Genomic DNA, 24874 nt, shown 5'->3' on the forward strand with positions numbered 1-24874 from the left:
CTTCAGAGTCAAAGAAAAACCAGGGTTTGAGTTCTTTATTACTACACAGGTTTGATTTCATCTTCAAAAAACCAAGTGGAAGTATTGTCGTCAAACAGCACGACTACACCGATCCCAGCACCATCGGTGACTTTGTAGCCTTGGATAATACCCACTTGTCCTAGTTTTTTCACAATTGGGGGAGAAACGCGATCGCGCAAACGAAAGACTTTAACCTTTTGTCCGATTTCCATGCCTGATTACAATGCAATAAACCAAATCTCAGTGTAGCGGAATCCGTGACTCTGCTCTCACAAATTCAGTGGAGATAAGGGAGAAAATTCCAAACTTCTAACTTCTGACCTAACAGCATTTATGACCGCTATGAAAATCATTTGCGTGCATTTCAACTCATAGGCACTCGCTACGAGGCAATATCTTTAGCAGAGAACCGCTTATGGTTGGAAGAGTTAGAACTAGGATTGGGTCTTTGGCAAGGTTCTTATCAGCAGACCACAGATTAGTGGTTGCGTTGGTACAATGCGGCAGGTTGGGTGCCGACGCGAAAGGAACAAGCAGAACAAGAGCGCCAGCGGGGTGAACAAGAACATCAACGTGCAGAGCGATTGGCAGAATATTTGCGATCGCAGGGAGTTGATCCAGATAACTTGAGTTAGCGAATGGAGTAGCGCTTCAATCATTGCAATGGGTAAACATCCTAAAAAGCGATCGCATTTGACTTTTAAACCTGTTTGTGATATTTGCAGCCTGCTGGCTTGTTCAGAGAGTTATTAGGAACCAATTGATAAATTAACTGGTCTTGCCAGGGTAGGATGTGCTTAAGAGGAGAAAAATGGTAATTAGTAGGTTGTGTGTTTAACAATGCTTTTTAAAATAAAGTTTTTGATGGTAGGCTAGTGCGGCAAAGTACGCTCCAGTAGTATAAAATTCGCAAATAACTTGCCTGTGGTGTGTGGTGGTTTTTAAGGATGAGAATTTCGCTTAAAGATAATTCAACTTGGTTGCAAGTGCGGCGTTATTGGGAATTGCTGCACGTTTTGGTAGCACGAAATCTTAAAGTACGTTATCGAGGTTCGTTTCTAGGGGTTTATTGGTCGCTGTTGAACCCGTTGATCATGACCGGGCTGTACACTGCAATTTTCGGCGCAACTTTTGCCTCCTATTACGGCAACTCAATACTGAACTACGTATTGGCAGCCTTTACAGGACTGGTAGTAATCAATTTTTTCTCAGCTTCTACCTCCCAGGCATTGAGTAGTGTAGTAGGCAATGGCTCATTATTAAATAAAATTAGTCTACCAGTAAGCGTTTTTCCTCTATCAATGATTACCGCAAACGTATTTCAGTTTTCGGTAGGTACATTTCCGTTGCTGGCATTGATGACTTTGATTAATTCCAAGAGTTTAGTCAATGTATTAGCGCTGGTGTTTCCAATTTTGGCCCTAGTTTTAGTTTCTACAGGAATCAGTTTTTTAGTAAGTTCTTTGTACGTATTTTTTAGAGACTTGCCTTACTTTTATGAGTTAGTAGTATTTGTGATTTGGCTCAGTAGCCCTATATTTTATCCAGCAGCTATTGTTCCACCACAGATAAGGCAGTTTTTACGTTTAAATCCACTAGCACCAATTATTGAAAGTCTGCGTCAAATTACATTATCAGGTTCTCTACCGGATTTGGGCTTAATTTGGGGAGCTTTGCTTAGTGGGGTAATTATTTTAGCCCTAGGATGGACTTGTTTTCACTTGTGGCGACATCAATTTATGGATTTGCTGTGAATGGAAGTAATTCGCCTAGATAATGTTTCGCTGTTGCGACGGACACAAGAGGAGTTTTCTTATGACCTTAAGAAAACAATGCTATCTATTTTAGAGGGTAAATATCGTCAGCCAGTAAAAAAGTTAGTACTGGATAAAATTGATTTTGTGGTTGAAAAAGGTGAAAAGATTGGTATTATTGGTGCGAATGGCTCCGGTAAATCCACTCTTCTAAAGGTCATTTCTGGGATTTTACAACCTACCAGTGGAACAGTGCGGGTACGAGGTCAAATAGCTCCTTTGATTGAATTAGGAGCAGGTTTTGATTCGGAAATTTCCGTAATGGATAACATTCTGCTGTATGGTGTTCTGCTGGGATATTCTAGATCGGAAATGCGGAATAGAGCACCTTCAATTTTGGAATTTGCAGAATTGCAAGATTATGCTTTTGTTCCAGTTAAGGGATTATCTTCGGGTATGTCAGCACGTTTGGGATTTGCGATAGCGACAGATGTGCAGCCAGATATTTTAATCTTAGATGAGGTGTTATCGGTAGGAGATGAAAGTTTTAAGAATAAATGTAAGCAAAGAATTGATAATTTTTGGAATGGAAATGCAACAGTTTTAGTAGTATCTCATGATTTGAATTTTGTTAAGCAATATTGCAATAAGTTAGTTTGTTTAGCTCAAGGAAAGGTAGAGTTTATAGGCGAACCTGAAGAAACAATCAAACATTATCTGAGTACATTAAGATATACAGACAATAGCTAAAGATGAATAACTTAGACTATCAAGATTTTTACAATGAAAATTATTATCTAGGAATGGTACCTGGTATTCCTTATGATAGGACAGCTAACGCTGGACATTGGCTACGTTTTTTTAATGCAGTCGCCGATAAGTTAGTAAATTATGTGTCGCCTAGTTCTGTTTTAGATGTTGGTTGTGCCAAAGGTTTTTTAGTGGAAGCATTTTACAACCGAGGTATTTTTGTACATGGTTTTGATTATTCTGAATACGCAATATCTTGTGTAAGAGTAGATTTAAAACCTTATGTTTTTGTTGCTTCTGCTGCTGATTCAAGTGCTTTTAAGAAAGCTCAACATCAGTATGATTTAATAACATGTATTGAAGTGGTTGAGCACATGCCACGGCATGAGGCATTAGATGCAATTAAAAATATGTGTCAATATGCCAAAGTAGTATTTTTTTCCTCTACTGCTGAGGATTTTGCAGAACCAACGCATTTAACGGTTTTACCTCGGATTAATTGGCTCAAGATATTTCTAGATAATGGCTTCATTCCTGATTACAATTTTAATATATATGACTTAGTACCTCATGGCATTTTATTACGAAGAATAGAAGATGAAATTAGCGAAATTAATAAGCTTATTGAATTCATTGAATGGCAATTTGATAGTTTAAAGACCGAGATAAATAATAGAAATAATATCCAAGCTAAACTAATAGATTTAGAATCTAAAGTAAATTCTCTTAAAGCTGAATCGGAAACTTCCCAATCTCTGCTACAAGCAACTCAAGCTGAATTGGCAACTTCCCAATCTCTGCTACAAGCAACTCAAGCTGAATTGGAAACTTCCCAATCTCTGCTACAAGCAACTCAAGCTGAATTGGAAACTTCCCAACCTATGCTACAAGCCACTCAAGCTGAATTGGAAACTTCCCAATCTCTGCTACAAGCAACTCAAGCTGAATTGGAAACTTCCCAATCTCTGCTACAAGCCACTCAAGCTGAATTGGAAACTTCCCAATCTCTGCTACAAGCAACTCAAGCTGAATTGGAAACTTCCCAATCTCTACTACAAGCAACTCAAGCTGAATTAGAAACTCCCCAATCTCTGCTACAAGCAACTCAAGCTGAATTAGAAACTTCCCAATCTCTGCTACAAGCAACTCAAGCTGAATTGGAAAGTTGTCAAAATTTTGTCTCTTGGATGGAAACTAGCAAATTTTGGAAATTACGAAAAATATATTTAAATTTAAAAGAAAAAATAACCTATGGGATAAATCCACCTTTATTAAAACTTGCTAATAAGAGTATTACTATAATCCGCAAAGAAGGCTATCAGATATTTAACAAACGGGCGTTGAATTTTTTAAACAATCAAATGATGAGCTTTCGGACTAGGTTTAGTTTCGCAGATACATTAGTAGCAGAAGTTTTGCAAAATTTGGCTGACTCTTCAGAATATGATCAATGGATTAAAGACTACGAGTTTACAAATGAAGAACTTAAACAACAAAAAATTAAAGCTTTATCTTTTAATTACCAACCTGTTTTAAGTGTTATACTCCCGGTTTATAAATTACCTTTAGTTATCTTAAAAGAGACAATAAATAGTGTATTGCAACAAACTTATGCAAACTGGGAGTTGTGTATTGCATTTGCAGATATCAGTAATTTACAAACAATTGAATACATAAAAAAGTTAAGTCTACAAGATAAACGATTTAAGCTAGCTATCATACCAGAAAACAGGGGGATTTCTGGCAACTCCAATGTTTCTCTAGAAATGGCTACTGGTGAATTTATAGCTTTACTAGATCATGATGATTTATTATCACCTTGGGCATTTTATGAAATAGTAAATGAACTAAACAAGCAGCCAGACTTAGATTTCATCTACTCAGACAAAGACTGTATTAGTGCAAACAGCATGGTACGGTCTCGGCTCCTACTCAAGCCGGAGTGGAGTCCAGAAATTTTATATTCAGCTAACTATTTAACTCATTTGTGTATCGCTCGTCGCGCTCTTGTGAATCGTATAGGCGGATTTAATCCAGAAACTGATGGAGCACAAGATTGGGATTTATTTTTACGTATTACAGAACAAACATCACGTATTGCGCGAATTAATTCTGTACTTTACCACTGGCGCATTATACAAGGATCAACTTCTTTGGGGATAGATTCTAAACCTTATGCACTTGAAGCACAACTGAAGTCTCTTAAAGATCATCTGAGTCGAACGCAACTACCAGCAACAATTTCACCACATCCAGAATGTGGTTTTCGATTAGAATGGAAAACTCCACCTGCTAAAGTATCAATTGTTATTGATGGTGATGTTTCCTGGGACTACTTATCAGCTTGCATAAGTGCTATTTCGGAATCTGCTGACCCGAAGTTGCATAAAGCCAAAATCGTTTTACCTGAGTCTAATTATTATTTACAAGCAAGTGAACGGGAAATACTCATAGAACAAATCAATTTACCTGTTGATTGGCTGCTGGTGAGTGAAGGAAATTCTAAGCTAGCAACTTTAGCAGAGGCAGCGAAACAGGATACTACTGATGTAGTTTTATTCGTATCAGGCCAAGTCGTTAAATTTGAAAAGGGATGGATAGAAGAATTAAGTGGTTGGGTTCTTAATCATCCAGATATTGGATTTGCTTCAGCACTTATTTTGACAAATCAAAATATAGTTGTGGAAGCCGGATTGATTGTTGATAAATATGGCAATGGCTCTCCATTATTTTATGGCAGTAACTTATATTCTTGGGAAATCTTTGGTGGAGCATTATGGTATCGAAACTGTAGCGCTAGCTCTCCTTGGGCAGTAGCTTTTAGTTACGAACATTACTTAACATTAGGAGGATTATCTATAGATTCTTCTTCTGTGCAGCATTCAATGATTAAGCTTTGTCAAGCTAGCCGGGCTACTAATAAACGTGGTTTGGTAAATCCCCATGCGAGAGCGTTCTTGCTAGATTTACCGGGTAATAATGTGCCAAAGTTTGATGATTCATTAGCAGATGATCCTTATTTTCATCCTGCATTTGCATCTGTAGTTCCTTTGAAATTAAGATCAAAAAATGGAGAAGTTTCATGAAAATTCCAATATTGATCAAGAAGCTAATTAAAAAGAGCTTAATTCCCCTAGACAAAAACCTAATTAAAAAGAACTTAATTCCACTAGATAAGTACACTGAAGATGCGACTGCATTAGCCGCAGTTATGGATTTTTCCTACAGTGACATTTCTCAAGTTCAGCAACATCCAGAAAGAGTTGTTAAATCTGGGCCTCATATTGTCAATTGGTATCTACCATCCTTTGAAAATGCTTTTTATGGCGGAGTCATGACAATACTCCGAACGGCTGAATATTTACTCCAAAAAGGAGGAATGCATCAAAGATTTTTGATTTGTGGTGAAGCCAAGGCTGATGTTATTTTTGGTAATATTATTAAAGCATTTCCAGAATTAAAAACTTGTGAAGTTATAGTTATTAACAGTGCACAAGCAATTGAGAATATACAACCCGCAGATTTTTCAATAGCCACACTTTGGACAACAGCTTATGTATTGCTAAAGGTTCAAAATACGGGATTGAAGTTTTATTTTATTCAGGATTTTGAACCTTTATTCTATCCAGCCGGCTCCACCTATGCTCAAGCTGAGGCAACATACCGTTTTGGATTTTATGGGATTACGAATACTATTAGTTTAAAAAATATATATGAAAGTGAATATGGAGGAAAATCTATTCACTTTACTCCTTGCGTAGATACTAAAGTTTTTTATAAAGATGATAGTTCTAGGAAAGATAACCCTAAACGTATCTTTTTTTATGGTCGTCCTGGACATCCTCGGAACGCTTTTGAGCTAGCAATTACAGCTATGCGTCAACTTAAAAATCGCTACGGTTCTAATATTGAAATATTATCTGCTGGTGCAAACTGGAAGCCTGAAGACTATGGGTTAGAAGGAGTGATAGAAAATCTGGGTTTGCTAACTTATGAAGCAACAGGAGATTTATATCGTTCTTGTCATATTGGACTATCTATGATGATGACTAAGCATCCCTCTTACTTACCATTTGAGATGATGGCGTGTGGTGTATTGGTCGTTTCTAATATCAACAATAGTACAAAATGGTTATTGAAAGATAGGCAAAACTGTCTTTTATCTTATCCAAGCGCTACATATATAGCTGAAACAATTTCAGAAGCAATTGAACGCTATGAAGATTTAGAACATATTAGAATTAATGCTGCCCAAGAAATAATAAATAACCATGCAGATTGGGCTGTTGAAATAAAAAAAATTTATAATTTTATTTTCACAATGCCGCAACTAAGTCTAATGCAGTCAGGATATGATTTATGACAATTAACCGTGCTATCTCTTCACACAATCCAAGTGATCGCAGATTATTTTATGTTCATATAACAATGTTTTTGCTCGCTTTTATAGTAATTGTTTCTAGGCGGCCTGATGCAATCTTAAATCCTCAATTTTGGGCAGAAGATGGAACTGTGTTTTATGCCCAAGCATACAACAATGGAATTCTAAATTCATTATTTTCACCTTATGCAGGATATTTACATGCCGTGCCCAGATTAACTGCGGCGTTTAGTATATTTTTCTCTTTAAAATCAGCACCACTTGTTTTTAATTTGATTGCCATTATAATTCAAGTTCTGCCAGTAACCTTATTAATTTCCTCTAGATTCTCAAAATTAATACCAAATATAAATTATAGAATTGCCATATCATTTCTCTATTTAGTTTTACCTGGATGCTATGAGGTTCATGCAAACATTACTAATGCACAATGGCGCATAGCACTTTTAATATTTATGGCTATTATTGCTAAATCATCTCATATTTTGGTTAATTTGTTTGACCTTATAATCATTTTGATAGGAGGATTAACTGGGCCTTTTTCAATCCTGATAGTGCCAGCGATTATATTTTTAATTTTTGCAACAAAAATTAGTAATAAAAAACTCAATGATTTATTTTATTTAAAATTCGTAGTGCTGATATCTACAGCATTAACCCAAATTATAGTTCTCAATACTAATCAAATTGGTCAAGAAAGAATGAGTAAAGTAGGCTCTAATTTTTTATCTTTTAATGATGTAAGGAAAATATTAGAAATTTTAACAAATCAAGTTTTTTCAATGAGCATTTTCGGTACTAATGTTACTAATTATTTCATAAATGTATTACCAGATTTATTGTATATTATTTTGAATATAACTATATTAGTTGTAGGGATTATTGTCTCAGTTTATTTGTTGCTTAAATCCCCTTTAGAACTCAGATCATTTATAATATTTGCGGCTCTTATTCCTTTTACAGCAATAGCTTTACAGTTTCCTAATATAACTTTGTTTGAGCCTATTGGTGTCGGTGCACGTTACTGGTTTAACTTAGTATTAGCCTTTTCATTAGGAACTATATGGATTTTTCACAAGGCATACAACCAAAAAAATCGCATTGGGAAGATGTTCGCTTTAACGATACTAGCAACTATGTCAATTGGCATAGTAACTGACTGGCAACATCCGGCTTTTACTGATTTGAAATTTGCTAAGTACGCTGATAGATTTATGGAATTACCAACTGGACATGAAATGATAATTCCAACTAATCCAGAACCTTGGTCTATAAAATTAATTAAGCATTAGCTAGTAGAGGCAATTATTTATTAAGTTCATTAAATGAAATTTATTATTCATGATTTTAATAAACATACATTATGCTAAAAAAATTATTCCAGCCCAAAATACTAAAGTTTTTACTAGGTGGTGGTTTAGCAGCTGCACTAAACTTAGTACTGATTTATTTAATAATTGAAAAGCTAGGATTCAATACACCTTTTTTGCGTAATATTGCTAATGTAGTATCGATTGAAATTTCCCTAATATTTAGTTTTTTTATTTACCGGACTTGGGTTTGGACTGGCGGTATTTGGAACATAAGAGAAGTATTATTCCGACAACTTCCTCTTTACCATGTTTCTGCTGGACTTGCAGTTATTACCCGCATTTTATTTATTTTTCCGATTTTAGATTGGTTGAAAGTTAACTATGCTATCAATACTATAATAGGCGCACTTCTGAGTGCATCAATTAATTATTTGATTAGCGATCGCTTTGTATTTAAAACCCCAACACAAAAAACATCAGCTACATATTATCCAGAATCATTGGCTCCAGCTCTATCAGTAAATTCTACCTTGATCAGAGATGAATCAATAACAGTAGATGCCTCAAAATCTGTCAAGACTTTATCAATAGTAATTCCAGCCTACAATGAAGAAGACTGCATAGTTCAAACTGTTCACACTATTAGCAGAGTTTTGGAACAAGAAAAAATAAATTACGAAATTTTAGTCGTTAACGACAACAGCAAAGATAATACAGAACAATTATTACAGCAGATAAATTCTGAAAATAGTAAGCTGCGTTACATCAATAATTATTATCCTAATGGCTTTGGTTTTGCAGTTCGCTGTGGATTAGAAAATTTTACAGGAGATGCTGTAGCGGTCGTTATGGCAGATAGTTCAGATGCACCAGAAGACATCGTAAATTACTACCATAAACTGCAAGAGGGATACGATTGTGTTTTTGGTTCCCGCTTTATTAGAGGAGGTAAAGTTATTGACTATCCCAGCCACAAATTAATTGTAAATCGTTTAGCTAACTTATTTATTAAAATTTTATTTGGTTTAAATTTTAACGATACTACTAATGCATTCAAAATTTATCGTAAAGATGTTATTGAAGGCATCTCTCCATTAGTATCTCATCATTTCAATTTAACAGTAGAAATACCACTCAAAGCCATAGTAAGAGGATACTCTTATACAACTATTCCCATAACTTGGAGAAATAGAACTACAGGAGTTTCTAAGCTAAAGCTAAAAGAAATGGGCAGTCGATATTTGTTTATAGTTCTCTACATCTGGCTAGAAAAACATTTATCGCGTGGAGATTATCATCTAAGCAAAAAAAGACTGCTAGCAAATCAAAGGTTTAAATCAAATGGCTGAGAATATTCTGATTTTAGGAGGAGCTGGTTTTGTTGGCAGTTCCTTAGCAATTAATTTAAAAAAGCATCACTCGTCCGGGAAAATTATATGTTTCGATAATCTCCGAAGGCGTGGTTCAGAACTAAACCTTCCTAGATTTAAAAATTTAGACATTGACTTTATTCACGGTGATATTCGCTCTCCTAGCGATTTAGATCCCGCAATCTTTAATTCCGTCGATACTATCATTGATTGTTCTGCTGAACCTTCTGTCCTTGCAGGATTTGCCTCTCCACAATACGTCCTGCAAACTAATTTATTAGGAACTATTAATGTTCTTGAACTAGCTAGGCAAATCCATGCTCGTTTACTCTTCCTCTCCACTAGTCGCGTTTATCCGATTGAAACGCTTAAGTCAGTTAACTTAGTAGAACTACCAACTCGCTTTAGCATTGCTCCTGAACAGACAATATCAGGAGTATCTCATCTCGGTATAGCGGAGGAATTTCCACTTCAAAACTACCGTTCTCTCTATGGTACTACCAAACTTGCTTCGGAAATGCTAATCGAAGAGTATCGGCAAGCTTATGGTATTCAGGCAATAGTCAACCGTTGTGGTGTAATTACAGGACCTTGGCAAATGGGTAAAGTTGACCAAGGTGTTTTTGTTTTGTGGTTAGCCGCACACTATTTTGAAAAATCTCTAAGCTACATAGGCTATGGCGGTACAGGTAAACAAGTTAGAGATTTATTACACATTGAGGATTTATTAAGTTTAATTAATTATCAGTTAGAAAATTTTTCAGAACTTGATGGGGATGTTTTAAATGTTGGTGGAGGTGCTGATAATAGTCTATCTCTACTAGAAACTACTAAACTATGCGAGACAATCACTGGTAAATCTATTCCTATCAAATCAGAAGAAATAGCCAGACAAGGTGATATCCCCATTTATATTACGGACTCTTCCAAGATAAGTTCTAAGACTGGATGGGAACCAATCATGAGTCCAGAGAAAACCCTCAAAGATATTTATAACTGGATTATTGAGTATGAAACAATCCTAAAGCCCATTTTATCCTAAACTGTTGTTTGTACTATGAGGTGAGTCAAAATATTATGCCCACCGTTTTAATTACTGGTTCATCGGGTCTAATTGGTTCGGAATCCGTTCATTTCTTTGTCCAAAACGGTTTTCATGTTGTCGGTATCGATAATAATATGCGGGCGGTATTTTTCGGTGAATCTGCCTCCACAGACTGGAATCGTCGCATCCTAGAAGATAAATATGGTGATAGCTATCGTCACTATGATATTGATATCCGCGATCGCTCCGCAATAGAAAACTTATTTCAAGAATATTCCTCCGATATTTCTCTCATTATCCATACAGCAGCACAGCCATCCCATGACTGGGCAGCAAAAGACCCTCATACAGATTTTACAGTTAATGCCAATGGCACTTTAGTATTACTAGAAGCAACTCGGCAATACTGCCCTGATGCAGTTTTTATATTTACCTCAACTAACAAAGTCTATGGCGATACTCCTAATTATCTACCCTTGCAGGAGTTAGAAACTCGCTGGGAAATCGAACCAGCTCATCAATATAAAGAAGGCATTGATGAGTCAATGGCAATCGACAACTCCAAACATTCTCTATTTGGTGCTTCTAAAGTTGCCGCAGATATACTAGTTCAAGAATATGGTAAATACTTCGGCATGAAAACTGCTAGCTTTAGAGGAGGTTGCCTGACCGGGCCAAACCATTCTGGCGCTCAATTGCACGGTTTTCTAGCGTACTTAATGAAATGTGCTATTGCTGGCGAAACCTATACCATTTTTGGCTATCAAGGCAAACAGGTTAGAGATAATATACACAGTTACGATCTTGTCAATGCTTTTTACCATTTTTATCAAAATCCCAGATGTGGAGAGGTTTATAATATTGGGGGTTCTCGCCATAGCAATTGTTCTATGTTAGAAGCAATATCAATTTGCGAAAATCTCGTAGGTAAAAAGCTGCAATCCACTTATACAGAACAGAATCGCTCTGGCGATCATATCTGGTATATTTCAGATGTAAGAAAGTTTCGTTCTCACTATCCAACATGGGAATACAAATATAATCTTCGACAGATACTAGAGGAGATTTATTATGCTCAAGCATCTAGAAATATTGCTTATCCTAAGAAGTTGTTTTAAAACTATCTGGATATTAACTTTTGTTAGCTCATCATTAGAATATAAAACCCATAAATCGAGTTGTTACATACATCTAAATAAATGACAGCAAAAGTTGCAGCTTACATAACTCTCTATAAGGATAAGCAAGCTGCTAGCAAGTGTCTGCAAGCCATTAAATCTCAATCTATAGCAATAGATATTGTTTTCATAGTAGATAATTCCGAACAAGAATTACTAGAACCTGATAATAGTGCGTCAATTTTGATACATCATTATCCTGAAAATATTGGGATTGGTCAAGGCTTGGCACTTGCGCTGGAATGGGCAACAAAAGAAGGTTATGATTTTTTATGGACTTTTGATCAAGACAGTTTACCGACGAAGAATTGTTTGGAAATTCTCTTGGAAACTTACAATAAGTTGTCCCTAGAGTATGGTAACAAGATTGGGATTATTGCTCCTACTGCCATTGATCACAAAACTGAAGAAGTTGTACAGGGAGCAGTTTTTGTAGGAGACCAGTTTATAGGTTGGAAGCACAATAAGAATGTTGATTTTTATGAGTGCGACTCTCCTATAACTTCTGGTTCTTTGATTTCCATTGCTGCTGCTAAAACTGTTGATCCTCCTCGTGCAGAATTGTTTATAGATGGGATTGATCTTGACTATGGACTGAGATTACGACAACAAGGATTCCATAATTTGATAGTTACTACAGCTATCATGTATCATAATTTTGGTAATCCAGTTAAAGTTAAGTTTTGCCAACGAGAAATAATTATTCACCAATATTCTGATCTACGTAACTACTACATTAATCGAAACCATACTTATTTAGAAACTAGCAACGCTCAAGGCTTGTATCGACTAACCAGTTGTGGGCGACGCATAAAATATTTACTCCGCAGGATAGTTACAATTTTGCTATATGACCCGGAAGACAAAACCTTAAAAGTATGGGCTTGCTTGCTGGGAACATTTCACGGTTTTCAAGGAAAGCTTGGAAAAACTTGGTGTTAAGTTATTAAAAAGAGAATTTAACGGAATAGTCAACAACAAATAATTCAATAAAATTACTTCTATCAGAGCGGGTCACTTATCAGTTTTTATATGAAGTATTTTCAGCAAAATTAACTAAGGTTTCAACTCAATTAAACTATAGTGATTTATTTTTTAATTGTTAATTATTATTCTACAAATTTAGTATTGGAATTAATCAATTCTATACGAAAAACAAACTATGTTGATTACAAAGTAATTATCATCAATAACTCACCTGATGATAATTCTATCGATCTTCTCAAAACTGAATCTGTATTGATTTTTGATGCTGGAACTAATTTAGGTTTTGGTTGTGCTTGTAATTTAGGCTTAAAATGGATTTACATTCAAGATCCCCAGGCGTATGTTTGGATAATCAATCCAGATGCATATTTTATAGAAAATAATTTAGATAAAGTTAAGCCATTTTTTAAGTCGCATCCAGAAATTTCAATTCTTGGTACACTTATCTATACACCGACAGGTGAAATTTGGTTTGCCGGCGGTCGATTTGTTCCTAAAACGGGTGCAATCATTACCCAAAAAAAATTAACAAATATGAATGTAGACTATGTTAATTGTGATTGGGTTTCAGGGTGTAGTCTAATCGTTAATTTGAATAATTTTACTGAATGTCCTCATTTTGATACTGCTTATTTCCTTTATTATGAAGATGTAGATTTTTGTTTACGCTATGCTAATCAAGGACATTTAGTTGCTATAAATAATAGTTTTTCAGTGCTGCATCAACCATCAAGTATTACCAATAGAAATGTTTTCCAAAAAATTAGGAATAGCACGTATAGCTATTTGTTGACAATGGATAAATATACAAATAAATTTATCTTTAATATTAGATTAGCTTTTCAAATATTAAAGGCTGTTTTAGGGATTATACTAAAACCACAAGCTGCATTAGGTAAAATTTGTGGTATATGGGATTATGTCATAAACAACCAGAATAAATAACTTATTAAATTCTATTATTAATATTTTAATAAAAAGTTCATATGTAAATACTAAAATAGACTACAGCGGTTCTCGTTTACGTGAGGTACACCCGTAGGGGCACGGCATTGCCGTGCCCCTACACCTAGCGATATAATGTTGTACCGCATCTGAGTGGGAACCGCTATATCCCTCTTCTGTCACTCTCCGAAAAATTTTGCCATTTCTGAATTCTAGAGCTTTTGTATAGCAGGCGTTTGCGCGATTATTTTCTAATAACAAATACAAGACCAACTTTTTTCTAATAGTATAGCTTGTATTGATTGCCTCATCGGGCTTCTAGCGATCGCCCTCCCGGAGAGTGACAAAAGCGGGATATCATCACTACTGAAATTATTTTATTTAACAATGGATACTTATTAAGTATTAGATATAAATAAAAACTAGACTAAATTATTTTATGGTTAATTATAAATAATGACATTATTAATTAATCTCTCATTTCTATTAACTAAACCCACAGGTATCACTACCTACGCTCTCAATTTGCTGCCTCACTTACAACAACTTTATCCTACACTCCTAGTTTCTCAGAATATTCCTGGTTACAACTGCTACCCAATTCCTCCTAACCAAACCGCAGAACAAGGGATAAAAGGTCATTTGAAACGCCTTGTTTGGACGCAATTCCAATTGCCACAAATCTATAGAAAGCTAAAATCGCAGATTTTATTTTCCTCGCTTCCAGAAGCACCCCTTTATAGCAACTGTCGTTTTGTCGTGATGGTTCACGATTTTATCCCGTTGCGTTTTCCTAAACGTTTTTCACCATTGACACCCTATCACCGCTACTACATTCCCCAAGTCATTAACCAAGCACAACACATTATTTGTAACTCTCAGGCTACAGCTAAGGACATCACAAACTTTTACGGAATTTCTGCAAACAAAATTACTCCCATTCCCCTAGCCTACGATCGCACTCACTTCCATCATCTCAACCTCCCCACCAGCAACTACTTTCTCTACATTGGCCGCCAAGACCCATACAAAAACATCCAGCGACTCATCAGTGCTTTTGCGGCTTTACCTAACTGCAAAGACTATGAACTATGGTTAGTAGGGCCAAGTGATTCACGTTACACCCCTACTTTAAAAGTGCAAGTTGCAGAATTGGGTGTAACTAATCAGGTAAAGTTTCTTGACTATGTTCCTTACAGCGAATTGCCAAAAATCATCAATGAAGCGATCGCTCTCGTTTTCCCTAGTCTCTGGGAAGGTTTTGGTTTACCTATCCTAGAAGCGATGGCTTGCGGTACTCCCGTCATTACCTCCAATCTCTCCTCCTTACCAGAAGTAGCTGGCGATGCGGCGATTCTGATCAACCCCTACAACACCACAGAAATTATAGAGGCGATGCAGGTTATTGCAACTGATTTGGGGTTGCGATCGCGCCTTTCTAGTCAAGCTATCACTCACTCCCAACAATTCAGTTGGGAAAAAACAGGAAAAGCAACCATCGAAGTGTTATCCCGCTACATATAAAAGATAAACTAACGCCAGAATTTAGATCCCAGGATTTAGGATTTTGTCCAGATTTCAGATTATCTTGACTAATGACTCATAATTAATCCTTAATCCCTATGAAAGCACTAATTCTCTCTGGCGGGAAAGGTACACGCCTACGTCCCCTCACCTATAGCGGAGCAAAACAACTCGTACCAGTTGCTAACAAACCTGTTTTATGGTACGGCATTGAAGAAATGGTCGCTACTGGTATTACTGATATTGGTATCATCATCAGCCCGGAAACTGGGGCAGAAGTCCAAGGGAAAACTGGTAATGGAGAATGCTTTGGAGCAAACATCACCTACATAGTACAAAAACAGCCAGCCGGACTTGCTCACGCCGTCCAAATCGCTCGTCCCTTTTTAGGAGATTCTCCCTTTGTCATGTACTTGGGCGATAACCTGATTCAACTAGGTGAGTTACGTTACTTTCTACAACAATTTAGCCAACAACAACCAGATGCTTTGATTCTCTTGCGTTCGGTTGCAAACCCTAGCGCCTTTGGTGTGGCTGAGGTCGATGAAACAGGACGGGTATTACAGTTAATTGAAAAACCCAAAGTTCCTCCTTCAAATCTGGCATTGGTAGGAGTTTATTTCTTTTCTCATCTCATCTTTGATGCGATCGCAAATATTCAACCTTCCGCCAGAGGCGAACTAGAAATTACTGATGCTATACAATACCTCATTAATCAGGAAAAGCAAGTTTTAGCTTACAATCTCAAAGGTTGGTGGTTAGATACTGGTAAAAAAGATGACTTGTTAGAAGCTAACCGATTGATTCTCGATACCTATCTGACAGCATCAGTTCTTGGCGAAGTTGATGCCCAAAGTCAGATTATTGGGCGAGTCCAAATCGGTTCAAACTCTAAAGTAATCAACTGTACAATTCGGGGGCCAGTTGTCATTGGTAACAATTGTCATCTAGAAAACTGTTTTATTGGCCCTTATAGTAGTATTGCTAACAATGCGACACTCATTGATACAGATTTAGAACACAGTGTGATTTTAGAAAGTGCTAAAATTGCCGGAATCCATCAACGCATTATTGATAGCGTGATTGGGCAAAGAGCACAATTGACCCTTGCACCCCGTCGCCCCAAAGCCTTACGATTTATGATTGGCGATGACTGTCAAATTGAATTAACGTGATGTACTTGTTAAAAACAGGAAAAGCCACAGTCGAAGTGTTACCTGCTAGCTGTAAAATACAAGCATTAAATTACTCTCACAATTAACACTGTGGCAGATTACTCGAAATAATATTAATGAGCATTGTACATACCAAAATTCCCGAAGTTATACAACTCGAACCCCAAGTATTTGCAGACGATCGCGGGTTCTTTTTTGAAGCCTACAACGATCGAAAATTTGCCCAAGAGACTGGTATTGTTACTAACTTTGTTCAAGATAACCACTCTGGCTCAAAACAAAATGTCCTGCGGGGATTGCACTACCAAATCCAACAACCCCAAGGTAAACTTGTCCGGGCTATTGTTGGCACTATCTTTGACGTAGCCGTAGATATTAGAAAAAGTTCGACTACTTTCGGTAAGTGGGTGGGTTATGAACTCAGTGCTGAGAACAAACGCCTACTGTGGATACCACCAGGCTTTGCTCATGGCTTCCTGGTGCTTTCAGAAATAGCCGAAGTTCTCTACAAAGCTACAGATTACTACGCACCACAAGGCGATCGCACAATTCTATGGAACGATCCAGATTTAGCTATAGATTGGCCCCTAAGTGCGTCACCGATTTTATCAGCTAAAGACCAAGCCGGGAAACCTTTGAGAAGTGCTGAAGTATTTGATTAAGCTTAATGATTGCGTTAGGTTCGAGAACTAATTAGGATGAGTCAATCAATTTTGCTGATTGGTAGCAATGGTCAAGTGGGTAAGGAACTACAACAAATACTCCCATCCTATGGCGATATTATCTCAGTAGAACGCCCAACAGTAGACCTTGCCCAACCCGATACCCTCCGCAACGTTATCAGATCAAAGCAGCCGCGAATCATAATTAACGCTGCTGCTTACACTGCTGTAGACAAAGCCGAAAGCGAAGCTGAACTTGCTACCGCTATTAATGCTACGGCACCCCTAATTATTGCCCAAGAAAGCCAAAAATTAGGAGCTTTTCTAATTCATATTTCGACCGATTACGTTTTTGATGGCAATGGGTGTAGCCCTTATCAGGAAACCGATGTAACTAATCCCTTGAGTGTCTATGGTAAAACCAAACTTGCTGGAGAAGAAGCTATTCGGGAAACTTGCGCCCATCATCTCATCCTCCGCACTGCTTGGGTTTATGGAACCTTTGGCAAAAGTAACTTTGTAAAAACCATGCTGCGGCTAGGTGCAGAACGCCAAGAACTCCGTGTTGTCGCCGATCAAATTGGTAGCCCGACTTGGGCGCAAGATATAGCCACAGTCATAGCCCAGACGATTCCCCAGTTAACCCCAGAAGTTAGCGGCACTTATCACTACACTAATAGCGGCGTTGCTAGCTGGTATGACTTTGCCGTTGCCATTTTTGAAGAAGCCCAACAGCTAGGCTTCCCTTTAAAAGTTGAACGTATTGTCCCCATTACAACTGCCGACTATCCGACACCAGCCTGTCGCCCAGCTTATTCTGTGCTTGCTTGTGGAAAAATTAAGGCAATTTTAGGGACTTATCCCCCCCATTGGCGACAAAGACTCCGCCAAATGCTCAAAGATTTGAAAATTGGATATGGGGAATAGGCATTGTTAATTAACGCCGTGTGCGACTTTCTCTAAAACCTAACCCTCAACCCCTTTTCTGCAAGGCAAGGGGAGCAATAATCAAAGCCTCTCCCCGAAACGGGGAGAGGAATGGAAGCGGGGTTCCAATCATAAATTGCACATCGTCGCGTTAATTAAGTTTCTTCCCTATTCCCCACTCCCCATTCCCTATTTCTTTTGACTTTTTAACACTCCTGTTTCATGCTGTATTGGCAAGACATCTAAAAGATCAGTTTGGGAACAATATTTTAAATCATCTAGACAGTCAAGACGCAACAATCGTTGGCCGTGACTAGCTTGGTGAAGTAATCCCAATAAGTTATCTTGCCACTGAGAGTAAAGAGCGATCGCACTAATTACTTCATCATTACCAGCTAATTCCTCTGGTGACAACTGGGTTTGCTCCAAAAGACTATGAGCGATCGCACCTGCACAAACTGTATCCTCTAAAGAATAACTGCCTTCCCAACCGGAACCGACAATCCACACTGTCTCTGGTTGCTTCTCCAGGAGAAATTGCACCACCGCCGCCCGGTTAATTAAGGCTGCTGCTAAGACATTTGAAGAGTCTTGTACCCGTTGTAAAGCACGAGTGCCGTTTGTGGTGCTGATAAACAAGCGCCGCCCTTCTACTAATTCTGGTGTGCAGTCGAGGGGAGAGTTACCCAACTCAAAGCCAGCGACTTTTGCACCGCCGCGTTCTCCAGCCCGCAGCCGTTTTTCAGAGGGCCATTTTTCGCTAACTTCAATTAACTGATCTAAATCGCTGAATACTTGTACAGCTTCGCCTCCAGATGCTAAGACAGTCGCTATTGTGCTAGTGGCTCGCAATACATCGACTGCGATCGCACATTCTGGCGCTTTATCCGTTGGAGTCAATTCAGGAGTGTGGTATACGAATAACTTCACGGGCTGGATATACCTGTTTTAATACTATTGCCGCAAATAACATTCTACCTAGTTGGTGTCACTAACTATAGTCACAATTGTTCCCAAAGAATTTTTTAGCATCAAAATGCACGATGGTAACCCATTCAATACAAAAATACTCAAAAAGTCCATTTTTATGCTTTTAGACTTTCAGATTTGCTGCACTATCCTGTAATCTAAAACAAGAACAGATTTTCTCAAGCTGTATTTGGCATTCCAAGTTAGCACCACTACGCATCCTGACTAACCTTGCCAAATAAAAACTAAAATTTTTACCTCCACTCCGCTCATCCCAAATCGAAAATCGCTATGGCACCTTTACCCGACTACCGCCCTAAACAACTATCTGTAGGCCCGTTGGAAGCGGAAATTTTAAATATCATCTGGGAACTTGGTTCAGCCACAGTAAAAGATGTGCATGATCGCATTCTCGCTGATCCCAACCGCGAATTAGCGTATACTTCTGTCACCACTGTTTTACGTCGCCTCACTGATAAAGGTTGGCTAGCCTGCGACAAGAAAGAGCGGGCATTCTATTGGCGGCCAATGCTGAGTAAGCAGCAATCAGATGTCATCAAAGCTCACGAGCAATTACAGCGATTTCTAGCGGTGGGTAACCCCGATGTTGTTGCTGCCTTTGCCGATAGCCTAGATGAAGCAGCCAGTGAGCAAATAGCTGCGATCGCCAAACGTATTCAATCTGCACGCCAAGCCAGGGAGGAACAATGATGCATCTGATAATGATTTTGAATGCTTTGGCAGTTGCCTGGTGGTTAAGATCCGCCTGGAATCAACCCCAAGGCAATTGGAATCTGCGGTGGCAGCGATCGCTATTTTTGTTTCTCTTTCCGCCCTTGCTAATTTTCATGACAGCGATCGCTGTCCTATTCATGGGGCCTCAAGGACAAATGGGCGGAATGTATACAGGCTCAATTAGCTATTTACTAGCATTAATTTATTTGGCATTTTTTGCCATTTCATGCATTAAACTTGCTTTCCAGGGTTGGCAGTCTGTAGAATCTGCCCGTAACTGCCCTTTAGTGAATGTTGGCGATAGACGAGCCAGACTGCTGCAAACGGGCGCGTTGTTTGCAGGTCAAATCGGTTTTTGGCAACCAGAATTAGTGGTAAGCCAAGGATTAGTGCAAACTCTCTCACCGGCTCATTTAGAAAGCGTCTTAGCCCATGAGCAAGGGCATCACTATTATAGGGATACGTTCTGGTTTTTCTGGCTGGGTTGGGTGCGTTCTTGCACTGCATGGTTGCCGAATACAGAGACTTTGTGGGAAGAACTTTTAGCTTTGCGCGAACTTCGTGCCGACGGTTATGCAGCATTACAGGTAGATCCTCTGGTGTTAGCGGAATCACTTTTATTAGTAGTTAGTAGCGGCCCCGTCTTATCGGAAATTTGCTGTGCTGCATTAGGTTCCTCTGGTGCAGATCGCTTAGAACAAAGAGTAGAAGCTTTATTAGCACCTCCAGAACCAACCCCAGAAGCTCAATTGCAATCCTGGCATGGCTTTCTGTTGGCGTTCCTGCCTTTAGTAACTGTGATGTTTCATAGTTAAGTTGAATTGAAAAAGCGATATTAATAACAAATGTAGAGATGTAGCAGTGCTATGTCTCTACTTAATTTTTGTAAGTCGATGCATTAAAGGTGCAGGTCAATGCATTAAAGATGCAGGCCAATGCATTAAAGGTACAAATCAATGCATCAAAGGTACAGGTCAATGCATCAAAGGTACAGGTCAATGCATCAAAGGTACAGGTCAATGCATCAAAGGTACAGGTCAATGCATCAAAGGTACAGGTCAATGCACTAGTGTAGTGCTGGCTTACTCTTCTTCTAGCAACTGTTCTATATATTTTTGTACTAAAGGCACTTGAAAAGCATTGCCTTCTGGAGTCAAAATCTCTTTTCGCGTTAGTTTGCGAATAACACCTTTGTCTTGCTGTGTGGAAGTCTCTCCGTGGATTATCCAGCACAGGAGAGAGCGATCGCAAATTGTCATAAAAAAGAATAGCACTAGCCCCATAATCTCTTTGCAGATCGCAAAGACACGATAAATCACCGTCTTTACGATATCCCGATTTGTAGAGACGGCGATTCATCGCGTCTCTTGCCTTAAACGTGGCATCTAATAAAAATATTTATTTGGCAAATGGGCCAATGTTTACTCCTACAAGTGCAAAACATACCCTTGACGCGATCGCCAATTTCCTAAACTAGATTAACAGCACAATCCCTTTAATACCTTTGCCAAATACTCATACTGGTCTAAAGTATTGTAAATCTGCGCCGAAATCCTTACCAACAGCCGAGGTTTTTCCTGCCACGGCATCACCTGCACTTGAATACCAAACTTATCAAACAACTCATCATGTATAGACATGAAATCGCGGTTTTCCAAAGTCGCAGGCATTGGCACAACCGCCATTGAACCAATCATTTCTTCAGGACAAGGCGGCTGCACTTCCAGCGCTTCACAAAGTAGCCGTCTTCCCTGTAACACTAGCTGATGATTTTGCTGTCTCAATTCTGTCCACCCACCAGGTAGCAAGGAACCCATAAAAGCGATCGCTTCTGGTACACACATATAAGCTGTAGGATCGTCTGTACCTGTCCAGTCAAATTCCAACTGAAAGCGGGTTTTATCAGTGCGTGGCGAGTTTGTTCCGTGGCTAATTGTCAGAGGACGAATTTCTGACTGTTTATCTCGTCGCACATACAAAAATGCTGCTCCTTTTGGGGCACACAGCCATTTATGACAATTCCCAGTGTAATAAGTTGCGCCAATCTCTCGCAAATCGAGAGAAATCATTCCAGGCGCATGTGCCCCATCTACCAATATATCTACACCCCGTTGTTGCAACTCCTTCGCCAACTCTTGAATCGGGAAGATTAAACCTGTCTGGCTGGTAACATGATCCAAAAGTGCTAATCGTGTTTTTGCCGAAACTCGCTCAATTACTGCTGCGATTACTTGCTGTGGCGAGTCAATGGGGAAAGGAATTTTTGCCACTACCACTCGCGCACCAGTGCGACTGGCAATAAAATCAAGTGCATTGCGGCAAGCATTGTATTCGTGGTTAGTTGTAAGTATTTCGTCCTCTGGTGAAAACGTCAGCGACCTTAATACCGAATTAACACCAGTCGTCGCATTGGGGACAAATACCAAATCCTGCACATCAGCACTCACAAACGCCGCCAACTTACTTCTGGCATCGTCTAGCAGAGGTTCCCACTCTCTACCAAAAAAGCGTAGGGGTTCCTGTTCGAGGTGCGATCGCAATCTTTGTTGAAACTCCAGCACTTGTTTAGGACAAGCACCAAAAGACCCATGATTCAGAAACGTCACAGCCGAGTCAAGCGGCCATAAGTCTGTAATGGATAATCTAGAATCCAAAATTTAAAATCCAAAATTGATAAACTCCCCAGGCTGGATTCGAACCAGCGACCAATCGATTAACAGTCGATCGCTCTACCACTGAGCTACTGAGGACCACTCACGATTTATAATAGTAGGGCTAAAAATAAGATTTGGCAAGTACTTTCGCCAATATTTTTTTTAGAAACTTAATTTAGAGAATTTTTGCAGCCAAAATCGATTCAGGAACTTAAGCAGAGACTCTGAGATACTAAATATCTACAATTCCATTCGTAATTCAGCCAGACGCTGCCGCGCCTTAGCATCAATGGCATTAGCTAAAAACCGACTCTTAGATTGTTTGCGCGTATGATACTTTTGTCGCATCCGGCAGACAGTTGCTTCTACTTCCCCACAGAGTTGTTGTGCCGATAACCATTCAGCCCCATACCCTTGTATCATCAACTGCTGTGCCCGATCTGATGTAGCAACAATCACACGAGAAATCAAAGATTGGGCTATTTGGTGGCGAAAAGAAGCGCAGGATTTTTCGATATAAGTATCTGCTGTTTGCCCAAAATCAGTGTAATAAACAGATAAAAGCTCAGTAACAATTTCTTTATTACTAGAGGTGTTCTGATATTGGGCATCAAAAACTATCTGAGTTGTGTAACCTTGAAACGCACTATAACCAGTCATCGCTTCCACAAGTTCACCCCGTGCGGCCTCTAGTCCAACGCTATCACGCGTTTTTTTAAGGCAAGGCCAAGCGCCTATTATATTGTAGCCGTCCACTAACAAAACGGCTTGGAGTAAGGAACGGGGCATGGTTTTTAATCACAATTTTCTAGAGTTAACAAAATTCATTCATAAGTTTTATAATAATTGATGCATTGTATGTAACACTATGCTACACAGAATAAAAAATACGGCATCCTCACAAAACTAAACCCTAAGACAGACGCGCCAACTTAAAACGCGCCTTTGTTTAAAAGGCGCGTTTCAGTTCTTTTTTAGTAGTGTTTAGGAATGCTGAGTGCTAAGTGCAATTAATTTTACTTATTTACTCAGCACTTAATTAGGAGGCTTCGCTATGTACCTCCATCAGACGTTGCTTGAGGCGTTGGGCTTCACCCCTATCTACCAGAGAGCCTTTTTCTAGCAAGAAAGCACCGTCACAGTAATTTAACTCGTCTAATCGGTGTGTTACCCACAAGGCTGTAATACCTCGACTTTTGACAAGGCGGCGGACACCAGCAACTAAATCCAACTGGCTATCTGGGTCTAGCAAGGCAGTGGGTTCATCTAATAATAAAACTTCACAGCGGCGAGCGATCGCACCTGCGATCGCGACTCGCTGTTTCTGTCCCCCAGAGAGTGCATAGATAGGCCGTCGTAGGAGTGTCAGCAAATTCACCGCTCCTAGTGCCTCCTCAACTCTTGCTCTCGTGGCAGCAGGTGGCAACTTTTCTTCTACCAATCCAAAAGCCACATCAGCACCAACCGTTGGCATCACCAGTTGATGATCCGGATTTTGGAATACAAAGCCAACGGGGTGCAAAACCCGAATTTCGCCCGATTCAGGAGCTAATAACCCCGCCAACAGTCTAAGTAATGTTGATTTTCCACTGCCATTAGTACCCAAGAGCATCCAAAATTCACCCTTGGGTACTTCTAAAGAGCAAGATTTGATAACTTTCTCTCCATTCGGCCAACTGAAATTTAAATCCTTGACCTCAATGCCCACTTGAGCCATTTGTCAACCTTGGTTACTCAGCAGCTACAGCAAAAAAGCCAGGTGGTCTGCCACCGCCTGGGGTTGTACCATCTTTCTGAACAATCTGCACCCCAGAAATTTCACTAGCGCGGACAGCAATTTTTTTCTCTGTCTTGCCCTCGCACTTGAGTTCTACAATGTCAGGGTTCCCAGAGCGGATTGCTGCCAAAATCAGCTGATAGACAGCCTCAGCATCCTCTGCTGACTTACGTTGTACTGAGATAGGGAAAGCAGTGTTTCTGATGCTTAAATCGATGGTAAACATTTAGCAATAATCAAATTTAACTGTAGGACTCATTTTAGCGTCAGCTGACTGATTCTAGGGAAATGGGTATGAGGCATTGGGCATGGGGAAGAGGCAGAGGGGCAAGGGGAAGGGTGCAGAGGAGAGGAATTTTCCCCCTGCTCCCCAATCCCCACCTCATCTGGAGCAAAAATTAATTTTTATTACAAAACCCCTAGAAAAATTAGCGATTTACACCTAATATGATTAAAGGTGTGTAAAAAATTGTAAACTTGGTTAACAACCCGGTTAACTTTCTGCTTATGGAAGGCTTTTATATCGCCATCTATAATACAGATACAACCTGTACTTATAAACATTTGGAGATTTGCTCTAATGACCATCGCAGTTGGACGCGCCCCCAGTAGAGGGTGGTTTGACGTTCTAGACGACTGGCTCAAGCGCGATCGCTTCGTATTCGTAGGTTGGTCAGGGATACTATTGTTCCCCTGCGCCTTCCTAG

Annotated in this window: 25 protein-coding genes, 1 tRNA gene and 1 pseudogene; 19 read left to right on the forward strand and 8 right to left on the reverse strand. The window is 39.1% G+C overall.

Annotated elements, in window-relative coordinates; genetic code table 11:
* Positions 1–41: 41 nt before the first annotated feature.
* Entirely contained in the window at positions 42–233 is a 192-nt protein-coding gene (gene petP / locus H6G92_RS28375) for a cytochrome b6f subunit PetP (protein WP_190898803.1), read from the reverse strand.
* A 141-nt stretch (positions 234–374) separates the two neighbouring features.
* Between petP and H6G92_RS41245 the strand changes: the two genes are divergently transcribed.
* The 16 genes from H6G92_RS41245 to rfbD all read left to right on the forward strand — a co-directional run bounded on the left by H6G92_RS41245 (position 375) and on the right by rfbD (position 18032).
* Complete coding sequence (locus tag H6G92_RS41245; RefSeq protein WP_390625451.1) at positions 375–503, forward strand: hypothetical protein; 129 nt, start codon at positions 375–377, stop codon at positions 501–503.
* 3 nt (positions 504–506) lie between these two features.
* Positions 507–656, forward strand: a complete 150-nt coding sequence (locus tag H6G92_RS41250) for a hypothetical protein (RefSeq protein WP_390667108.1) — start codon at positions 507–509, stop codon at positions 654–656.
* Between the two features lie 312 nt (positions 657–968).
* On the forward strand, positions 969–1775 hold the full coding sequence (locus tag H6G92_RS28385; RefSeq protein ID WP_190898805.1) for an ABC transporter permease: 807 nt from the start codon (positions 969–971) through the stop codon (positions 1773–1775).
* A complete protein-coding gene (locus H6G92_RS28390; RefSeq protein WP_190898807.1) occupies positions 1776–2525 on the forward strand; it encodes an ABC transporter ATP-binding protein in 750 nt (249 codons plus the stop codon).
* A 2-nt stretch (positions 2526–2527) separates the two neighbouring features.
* Complete coding sequence (locus H6G92_RS28395; protein ID WP_190898809.1) at positions 2528–5611, forward strand: glycosyltransferase; 3084 nt, start codon at positions 2528–2530, stop codon at positions 5609–5611.
* Entirely contained in the window at positions 5608–6888 is a 1281-nt protein-coding gene (locus H6G92_RS28400) for a glycosyltransferase family 4 protein (protein WP_190898811.1), read from the forward strand. The genes H6G92_RS28395 and H6G92_RS28400 overlap by 4 nt, the downstream gene beginning before the upstream one ends.
* Complete coding sequence (locus H6G92_RS28405) at positions 6885–8198, forward strand: hypothetical protein (protein ID WP_190898813.1); 1314 nt, start codon at positions 6885–6887, stop codon at positions 8196–8198. Before H6G92_RS28400 ends, H6G92_RS28405 begins: the two co-directional genes overlap by 4 nt.
* 71 nt (positions 8199–8269) lie before the next feature.
* The gene (locus tag H6G92_RS28410; protein WP_190898815.1) at positions 8270–9568 is read left to right on the forward strand and encodes a glycosyltransferase; all 1299 of its coding nucleotides are present in this window, start codon (positions 8270–8272) and stop codon (positions 9566–9568) included.
* The gene (locus H6G92_RS28415) at positions 9561–10631 is read left to right on the forward strand and encodes an NAD-dependent epimerase/dehydratase family protein (RefSeq protein ID WP_190898817.1); all 1071 of its coding nucleotides are present in this window, start codon (positions 9561–9563) and stop codon (positions 10629–10631) included. Before H6G92_RS28410 ends, H6G92_RS28415 begins: the two co-directional genes overlap by 8 nt.
* 35 nt (positions 10632–10666) lie before the next feature.
* Entirely contained in the window at positions 10667–11752 is a 1086-nt protein-coding gene (locus tag H6G92_RS28420) for an NAD-dependent epimerase/dehydratase family protein (RefSeq protein WP_190898819.1), read from the forward strand.
* Positions 11753–11833: 81 nt separating this feature from the next.
* The gene (locus tag H6G92_RS28425) at positions 11834–12754 is read left to right on the forward strand and encodes a glycosyltransferase (protein WP_190898821.1); all 921 of its coding nucleotides are present in this window, start codon (positions 11834–11836) and stop codon (positions 12752–12754) included.
* Between the two features lie 141 nt (positions 12755–12895).
* Positions 12896–13744 (forward strand): glycosyltransferase, encoded by an 849-nt coding sequence (locus tag H6G92_RS28430; protein WP_190898823.1) that lies wholly within the window; start codon positions 12896–12898, stop codon positions 13742–13744.
* A gap of 456 nt (positions 13745–14200) precedes the next feature.
* On the forward strand, positions 14201–15268 hold the full coding sequence (locus H6G92_RS28435) for a glycosyltransferase family 4 protein (RefSeq protein ID WP_190898824.1): 1068 nt from the start codon (positions 14201–14203) through the stop codon (positions 15266–15268).
* Between the two features lie 98 nt (positions 15269–15366).
* The gene (locus H6G92_RS28440; protein WP_190898826.1) at positions 15367–16443 is read left to right on the forward strand and encodes a glucose-1-phosphate thymidylyltransferase; all 1077 of its coding nucleotides are present in this window, start codon (positions 15367–15369) and stop codon (positions 16441–16443) included.
* Between the two features lie 116 nt (positions 16444–16559).
* Entirely contained in the window at positions 16560–17105 is a 546-nt protein-coding gene (gene rfbC / locus H6G92_RS28445) for a dTDP-4-dehydrorhamnose 3,5-epimerase (RefSeq protein WP_190898828.1), read from the forward strand.
* A 36-nt stretch (positions 17106–17141) separates the two neighbouring features.
* The gene (rfbD, locus tag H6G92_RS28450; RefSeq protein ID WP_190898829.1) at positions 17142–18032 is read left to right on the forward strand and encodes a dTDP-4-dehydrorhamnose reductase; all 891 of its coding nucleotides are present in this window, start codon (positions 17142–17144) and stop codon (positions 18030–18032) included.
* Positions 18033–18221: 189 nt separating this feature from the next.
* Here rfbD and H6G92_RS28455 read toward each other — a convergent pair whose 3' ends face one another.
* Positions 18222–18962: a 2-phosphosulfolactate phosphatase family protein gene (locus H6G92_RS28455; RefSeq protein WP_190898831.1), complete on the reverse strand. Its 741-nt coding sequence runs from the start codon at positions 18960–18962 to the stop codon at positions 18222–18224.
* A 330-nt stretch (positions 18963–19292) separates the two neighbouring features.
* Between H6G92_RS28455 and H6G92_RS28460 the strand changes: the two genes are divergently transcribed.
* Together H6G92_RS28460 and H6G92_RS28465 are read left to right on the forward strand one after the other, a co-directional pair.
* Positions 19293–19712, forward strand: coding sequence for a BlaI/MecI/CopY family transcriptional regulator (locus tag H6G92_RS28460; RefSeq protein ID WP_190898833.1), 420 nt, complete (start codon positions 19293–19295; stop codon positions 19710–19712).
* Complete coding sequence (locus tag H6G92_RS28465) at positions 19712–20551, forward strand: M56 family metallopeptidase (RefSeq protein ID WP_190898841.1); 840 nt, start codon at positions 19712–19714, stop codon at positions 20549–20551. Before H6G92_RS28460 ends, H6G92_RS28465 begins: the two co-directional genes overlap by 1 nt.
* A gap of 267 nt (positions 20552–20818) precedes the next feature.
* On the opposite strand, the gene H6G92_RS28470 is transcribed toward H6G92_RS28465, so the two are convergent.
* The 6 genes from H6G92_RS28470 to H6G92_RS28495 form a co-directional block, all read right to left on the reverse strand.
* Positions 20819–21055 (reverse strand): hypothetical protein, encoded by a 237-nt coding sequence (locus H6G92_RS28470; protein WP_190898843.1) that lies wholly within the window; start codon positions 21053–21055, stop codon positions 20819–20821.
* Positions 21056–21214: 159 nt separating this feature from the next.
* Complete coding sequence (locus tag H6G92_RS28475; RefSeq protein ID WP_190898835.1) at positions 21215–22390, reverse strand: aminotransferase class V-fold PLP-dependent enzyme; 1176 nt, start codon at positions 22388–22390, stop codon at positions 21215–21217.
* Between the two features lie 24 nt (positions 22391–22414).
* A tRNA-Asn gene (locus tag H6G92_RS28480) sits at positions 22415–22486 on the reverse strand.
* A gap of 144 nt (positions 22487–22630) precedes the next feature.
* Positions 22631–23179, reverse strand: coding sequence for an NYN domain-containing protein (locus H6G92_RS28485; protein WP_190898837.1), 549 nt, complete (start codon positions 23177–23179; stop codon positions 22631–22633).
* 250 nt (positions 23180–23429) lie between these two features.
* Positions 23430–24107, reverse strand: a complete 678-nt coding sequence (locus H6G92_RS28490; RefSeq protein ID WP_190898839.1) for an ABC transporter ATP-binding protein — start codon at positions 24105–24107, stop codon at positions 23430–23432.
* Between the two features lie 13 nt (positions 24108–24120).
* Entirely contained in the window at positions 24121–24393 is a 273-nt protein-coding gene (locus tag H6G92_RS28495) for a hypothetical protein (RefSeq protein WP_012410874.1), read from the reverse strand.
* Between the two features lie 354 nt (positions 24394–24747).
* On the opposite strand from H6G92_RS28495, the pseudogene H6G92_RS28500 reads away from it, so the two are divergent.
* Positions 24748–24874, forward strand: a pseudogene (locus tag H6G92_RS28500) (photosystem II D2 protein (photosystem q(a) protein)); the annotation flags it as partial.

The organism is Nostoc foliaceum FACHB-393 (genome assembly GCF_014698505.1).
In the GTDB taxonomy this organism is placed as follows: domain Bacteria; phylum Cyanobacteriota; class Cyanobacteriia; order Cyanobacteriales; family Nostocaceae; genus Nostoc; species Nostoc foliaceum_A.

Bases quoted from the DNA above. Each gene is read 5' to 3' on its own strand.
- H6G92_RS28390 (WP_190898807.1), top strand. From the start codon at position 1,776: ATGGAAGTAATTCGCCTAGATAATGTTTCGCTGTTGCGACGGACACAA.
- H6G92_RS28495 (WP_012410874.1), bottom strand. From the start codon at position 24,393: ATGTTTACCATCGATTTAAGCATCAGAAACACTGCTTTCCCTATCTCA.
- H6G92_RS28385 (WP_190898805.1), top strand. From the start codon at position 969: ATGAGAATTTCGCTTAAAGATAATTCAACTTGGTTGCAAGTGCGGCGT.
- H6G92_RS28435 (WP_190898824.1), top strand. From the start codon at position 14,201: ATGACATTATTAATTAATCTCTCATTTCTATTAACTAAACCCACAGGT.
- H6G92_RS28490 (WP_190898839.1), bottom strand. From the start codon at position 24,107: ATGGCTCAAGTGGGCATTGAGGTCAAGGATTTAAATTTCAGTTGGCCG.
- H6G92_RS28465 (WP_190898841.1), top strand. From the start codon at position 19,712: ATGCATCTGATAATGATTTTGAATGCTTTGGCAGTTGCCTGGTGGTTA.
- H6G92_RS28425 (WP_190898821.1), top strand. From the start codon at position 11,834: ATGACAGCAAAAGTTGCAGCTTACATAACTCTCTATAAGGATAAGCAA.
- H6G92_RS28395 (WP_190898809.1), top strand. From the start codon at position 2,528: ATGAATAACTTAGACTATCAAGATTTTTACAATGAAAATTATTATCTA.
- H6G92_RS28420 (WP_190898819.1), top strand. From the start codon at position 10,667: ATGCCCACCGTTTTAATTACTGGTTCATCGGGTCTAATTGGTTCGGAA.
- rfbD (WP_190898829.1), top strand. From the start codon at position 17,142: ATGAGTCAATCAATTTTGCTGATTGGTAGCAATGGTCAAGTGGGTAAG.
- H6G92_RS28415 (WP_190898817.1), top strand. From the start codon at position 9,561: ATGGCTGAGAATATTCTGATTTTAGGAGGAGCTGGTTTTGTTGGCAGT.
- H6G92_RS28405 (WP_190898813.1), top strand. From the start codon at position 6,885: ATGACAATTAACCGTGCTATCTCTTCACACAATCCAAGTGATCGCAGA.
- rfbC (WP_190898828.1), top strand. From the start codon at position 16,560: ATGAGCATTGTACATACCAAAATTCCCGAAGTTATACAACTCGAACCC.
- petP (WP_190898803.1), bottom strand. From the start codon at position 233: ATGGAAATCGGACAAAAGGTTAAAGTCTTTCGTTTGCGCGATCGCGTT.
- H6G92_RS28460 (WP_190898833.1), top strand. From the start codon at position 19,293: ATGGCACCTTTACCCGACTACCGCCCTAAACAACTATCTGTAGGCCCG.
- H6G92_RS28440 (WP_190898826.1), top strand. From the start codon at position 15,367: ATGAAAGCACTAATTCTCTCTGGCGGGAAAGGTACACGCCTACGTCCC.
- H6G92_RS28485 (WP_190898837.1), bottom strand. From the start codon at position 23,179: ATGCCCCGTTCCTTACTCCAAGCCGTTTTGTTAGTGGACGGCTACAAT.
- H6G92_RS28400 (WP_190898811.1), top strand. From the start codon at position 5,608: ATGAAAATTCCAATATTGATCAAGAAGCTAATTAAAAAGAGCTTAATT.
- H6G92_RS28410 (WP_190898815.1), top strand. From the start codon at position 8,270: ATGCTAAAAAAATTATTCCAGCCCAAAATACTAAAGTTTTTACTAGGT.